This is a genomic window from Caballeronia glebae, from assembly GCF_001545035.1.
In the GTDB taxonomy this organism is placed as follows: domain Bacteria; phylum Pseudomonadota; class Gammaproteobacteria; order Burkholderiales; family Burkholderiaceae; genus Caballeronia; species Caballeronia glebae.
In genome coordinates this window covers 1-3,126 of sequence record NZ_FCOJ02000143.1, presented here as the reverse complement: position 1 = coordinate 3,126, position 3,126 = coordinate 1, and the positions used below count along the sequence as shown (strand labels likewise).

Genomic DNA, 3,126 nt, shown 5'->3' with positions numbered 1-3,126 from the left:
CTGGCAAACTCGACTTCTCCGCATTCAACTCGCATGCCCGCTGAGAGCCATTACCCACTTCATTTTCAAAAGAGCCGAAAGATTTGAGGCACTGACCGAGATGCCTTATTACGGACTGACGTGCGAGGTCGATCGAACTCATTGTTTCGACGGGGAGGGTGACAGTTGGGAAGCCTTCTTATCGGGCATCTTTAAATCAAATTTCGCTTTTGAAACCGACAGTGATTTCGTCTCGCCGGGAGCGCGCGCGGGAGTCGCGCCAACAGCATTCGCGAAATGGGCAACGACCAGCGCGTGGCTGGAAGTTGGCCTCGATCCGATCCCTGTACTTTCGGCGACTTCGATGGTTTTATCGACCGGTCATCAAGTGGACACGAGACGGCTCGGCGGCGCACCGGTTCGCCTCCCTAGCCGCTTTGAGCGACGCCAATCTGCGCGTGATCGGACCTGACGGGTGCCTAGTTCCCGTCTCATCGGTGCTGCAACCGCTGGCGCGGAAGGAGCAGCGGACGATCCGACGAGTGGATCAGGAACTCGATACGGACGCTGCATGGTCGATGTGGACGTTATCCCCGCGTTCAGGCTTTGCGGATGTCAGAGTTCGAAGCGAAGCGCTGCCATGGCGGGAAGGGAAATCGCGTCGTCAGCGTCTTGGGCGAAAGACCGCCAGTTCCCTGATCGTTCGGAACTTAGGCAGCCGTTTGACCTAGGCTGCGCTTTTCATCGCGCGGTTGATCTTTTATGGGAAACCCCGGAGAAGAATGATGGCAGTGACAGTGAACGTACGCTCGCTTCTCAGCGAATACAAACTTCCGGCTGATTTCAAAAGCGCGCTTAGCATTCTGTTCCTCGATAACGCGGATCGCGTGCATAGTCGGACGCGTGTTAGCTCGAAGAAGCTGTCGGTGGTCACACAAGGCCCTCGTTTGCAGAAGCTGTGCCGATCTTTTGTTGAGCTCCGCGAGAACGGCTATGCGTTGCGGTCACCGTGGGCGCTCAAGGAGAAGCACGTGCGCTTTCTCGTCAATTTGTGGGTGCGGAAAAAGCAAAGCGCCGGCACCATCGATAATAAGCTCACGTACCTCCGTGCGTTCGCGAGCTGGATCAACAAGCCGAACCTCGTTGGGAAGTTGGACGATTACGTTGATCGGAAAGAACACGGGCTTATTCGCTCATACTCTGCGCTTGAGGATAAGTCGTGGGTAGGCAATAAGATCGACGCTGTGGCCAAGATCAACGAGATCGCCGGGACGGAACCTGTAGTAGCGATGCAGTTGAAGCTGCAGGCGGCGTTTGGGTTGCGCGTCGAGGAGAGCTTCCTCCTCAGACCAAGGGAGTCGGTGCGGCGCGATGGCTTGCTGAGCGTCACGCGTGGGACGAAAGGCGGCCGGGACCGGCTTGTTCCGATCCTGTTCCAAATTGATGTACTGGAAGAGGCAATGAAGTACTGCAACACTCTTACGGGATCGACGATACCGGATGGGTGTACCAAGAAGCAGTGGAAGAATCACTATTATGACGTCCTCAAGCGCCACGGCGTCACAAAAGCGGGATTGGGTGTCACAAGTCATGGGCTACGGCACCAGTATCTGCAGCAGATGTATGAGATGTTGACGGGAGTGCCCGCGCCGGTGAAAGTAACGGGTGAGAAAGCAGATATCAAGCTGCACCGGGAAGCGTTGAAACAGGTGGTTGAAGCGGCGGGGCATAGTCGCCCCTCAAAGGCCAATGCCTACATCGCTAGCTTCAACAGCCTTGCGCAGCAGAAGTCTGCCGAGATCAGCGTCGAGGAGGCGCTTTCGGCAGTTGCGGCGGCCGGTGGAAACAAGAAGGCCGCGGCGACCGTCTTAGGCATTTCTCGGCAGGCGCTGTACCGTATCCTTGGCAGACAAACGGCTGGGGTGTAGCAAAATTCTGAAATCTGGAATTTTGTTACGCTGCAGTTTTTAGAAGGAACTCATTGACAATCAATGGCTTAGGCGAAAAACGTCGCTCTTGTAGGAAATATCATGATATTTCCTAGCCCTATTTAGGTCCTAAACGAGCTACCGGAGGAGCCAGTTGAGCGACTGACTGGTCAGCGCGTGATACGTCAGGATGACGGCGAGCGCCAAAGCAGTTGCGATCTGGGGGACCAGTTTGGCGCGGAGACGGTAGGCTGCGCGGATGTATTCGACGGGGGTCATTTTTCTTTCTCCGGGATCTCGCTGGCACACACGTGGCGATGCACAGTTCAAGTATTGCGGATCGACGCGAAAGTCAAGTCACCAGCGGTTTCTGTCGGGAAGATCGTCCACGGCGAGGTTCACGCTGTTCTCGAAGTTGCCCTCGTCTCCACCGGTCGCCGGTATGCGCGGAAACTGTATAGACGCTATGCCGTCGATGTAAATGCGCTTGGCGAGTTGTTGCAGCTTTCGATATCTGGCCGCGTCGTTGAGGACGGTGTCCACGGGCCAAAAGTCGCTCAGGGTGATTTTGCTGTCGACGATCTTCCTGGCAAGCATTGCGAAAATCGGACCTCGCTTCTCCCAGTCGCCTTCGGTTCTGGCCAGGAGATCAATCAGGAACGGCGCATCGACGGCGCTTAGCTCCTTTCTGACCAACTTCAAGAGGTCTCCCTCTTTCGCGGCCGGGCGCCTCGTGCGGGCGTTCCAGATCTTGCCCGCTTTCGCGAACGCGGCATGCCGGTCGTTTCCTATCGCAATCCAGGGCGTCTGCATCCCGCAGTCTTCGCAGAAGATGCAGCAGACTTTCTCCTGCGGAATCGCGAAAAGTGAACGCGCCTCGAGGTCATTCATCTCGGGAGCAATACTGTCGTCGGCGGTCAGGTAGTCACGCGCGGGTGCTGACGGGCATTTCAGTAGCCGGTGCGAGTAGCCAAAGGCCCATTTTCCGCCGCAATGGTCGCAGGGGAAAAGTTCGTCAGTCATGGCGCTGTCCTGTTGCCGGCCGTCCGGCGGTTCCGATATTTGTAAGCAGCCGTCGATTATAGCGACCTGCCAGCTGCGACCGACCCAGAACGTGAGAAGTCAGCCCTGACGCCCGCCCACTAGCAGGCCGCTGAAATACACTCGAGTTGAAGCGGCCTCGCTCCAATCACAAGGCTTTCGCCGCGAGGTTTTCGCA

4 protein-coding genes are annotated in these 3,126 nt (G+C 56.8%); 2 read left to right on the top strand and 2 right to left on the bottom strand.

Going from position 1 to position 3,126, the window contains the following annotated elements; translation table 11 throughout:
* Positions 1 to 451, top strand: a 451-nt coding sequence (locus AWB82_RS38770; protein WP_235023600.1) for a hypothetical protein, incomplete at its 5' end; no start/stop codon positions are given.
* 313 nt (positions 452 to 764) lie between these two features.
* Complete coding sequence (locus AWB82_RS36380; RefSeq protein WP_086974070.1) at positions 765 to 1,907, top strand: integrase domain-containing protein; 1,143 nt, start codon at positions 765 to 767, stop codon at positions 1,905 to 1,907.
* 138 nt (positions 1,908 to 2,045) lie between these two features.
* Here the strand turns inward: AWB82_RS36380 and AWB82_RS37845 are convergent, their stop codons facing one another.
* A complete protein-coding gene (locus AWB82_RS37845) occupies positions 2,046 to 2,186 on the bottom strand; it encodes a hypothetical protein (RefSeq protein ID WP_159462667.1) in 141 nt (46 codons plus the stop codon).
* A gap of 78 nt (positions 2,187 to 2,264) precedes the next feature.
* A complete protein-coding gene (locus AWB82_RS36375; protein ID WP_086974069.1) occupies positions 2,265 to 2,930 on the bottom strand; it encodes a Lar family restriction alleviation protein in 666 nt (221 codons plus the stop codon).
* Between the last annotated feature and the right edge of the window lie 196 nt (positions 2,931 to 3,126).

Bases quoted from the DNA above. Each gene is read 5' to 3' on its own strand.
- AWB82_RS36380 (WP_086974070.1), top strand. From the start codon at position 765: ATGGCAGTGACAGTGAACGTACGCTCGCTTCTCAGCGAATACAAACTT.
- AWB82_RS37845 (WP_159462667.1), bottom strand. From the start codon at position 2,186: ATGACCCCCGTCGAATACATCCGCGCAGCCTACCGTCTCCGCGCCAAA.
- AWB82_RS36375 (WP_086974069.1), bottom strand. From the start codon at position 2,930: ATGACTGACGAACTTTTCCCCTGCGACCATTGCGGCGGAAAATGGGCC.